Source organism: Bartonella sp. CE47NXGY (genome assembly GCF_042195415.1).
Taxonomy (GTDB): domain Bacteria; phylum Pseudomonadota; class Alphaproteobacteria; order Rhizobiales; family Rhizobiaceae; genus Bartonella.
In genome coordinates, this window is record NZ_JBHIOI010000147.1 from 1 (window position 1) to 1,274 (window position 1,274).

1 protein-coding gene is annotated in these 1,274 nt (G+C 36.4%); it reads left to right on the forward strand.

Annotated elements, in window-relative coordinates; genetic code table 11:
* The first annotated feature begins 393 nt into the window (after positions 1 to 393).
* Positions 394 to 1,146, forward strand: a complete 753-nt coding sequence (locus tag ACFIL3_RS10250) for a hypothetical protein (RefSeq protein WP_375612654.1) — start codon at positions 394 to 396, stop codon at positions 1,144 to 1,146.
* Positions 1,147 to 1,274: the final 128 nt, after the last annotated feature.

The following is a 1,274-nucleotide window of genomic DNA, read 5'->3' on the forward strand; positions in this document are numbered from 1 at the left end:
AAACATGTCCATTTACGCACTACATTTTTATACTAAAAACCAAAAGTAAAATTTAAAATCACTTGGTATTCAATTAGGTAGGTATCAAAATGAAAAAAATTGAAAAAAATAAAAAATACGTATTGACTTTAAGGAAAGGTTCGTTTAGAAAGGCGTCAAGTGTGTAGAAACACTTAGCGATAAGCGGATAAACCACGATAAGGTTTTTCCCATCTTCAAAATACTGACTTTCTTTTATGCTATCACTAGCATATAACGATTTTGTCGGGTGTGGTTATGCCATACAATACCCTTTTAGGGGAAAGCATACAGCGGACTTATCGCCGTGTTTCTAGCGCCCGACGCCCTTATGGGCTGTCAATAGAAACCTTTTTTACGATAAGGATTACTAGCATGAAAGCTACAGTTAAAAAGAGAAAACCATCCAAAAAATATGAATTGACTAATGAAATAGATCATATGACTGGTCTCACATTATACCGTATACGCGCCTTAAAAGATTTTGGAGATGTCAAGGCGGGGGATTTAGGTGGTTTTATAGAAAATGAAAGCAACCTATCGCATTATGGTACGTGCTGGGTATATGATAAAGCCCGCGTTTTTCAAAATGCCCGCGTTTCTGGGAATGCAAAAGTAAGAAGCTTTTTTGTAGACGTTTGTGGGAATGCAAAAATTTATGGGAATGCTATTTTTGAAGCTATTTTTATGGGAGGCAATGCGCGTCTTTATGGGAATGCTCATATTAAAGGTGCTGTTGTAATTGAAGGCAATGCAAAGATTTATGATAATGCCTATGTAACTGATCATGCTCATATTTCTGATGATGCCGTCATTTGTGATAATGCTCATGTTGGAGGCAATGCAAAAATAAGCGGTGCTGCTTATATTTGTGATGACGCGCGTGTTTTCGATGATGCCGTTGTATGTGGTGCTCTTATCTCAGGAGATTCTTATGTTCATAGCGCCGCTTCTTTAACAGCAGATGATCATATTTGGAATGAAGCATATCCCGAATTTGGTAGTGAAGATGATTATTATCGTCATGAGTATTATGATGATTTTGAAGACTATTATGATGCTGATCTTGAATCGGAAAATGATGACGATTTAGAATGTGAATTAGAATGTGAAAAAGAAGCTGCTTAATTAAACAATAGGGCGGTGCGGGGGCGCCTCCTTATAACCATTTCATTTAACAATTTGTTTGAATATTAGATTAGGGAGCTACCTATGACCACTAAAACTGTATCCAAAAAATATGAACTTACTAATGA

Coding starts and splice junctions, on each gene's coding strand:
- ACFIL3_RS10250 (WP_375612654.1), top strand. CDS start 394: ATGAAAGCTACAGTTAAAAAGAGAAAACCATCCAAAAAATATGAATTG.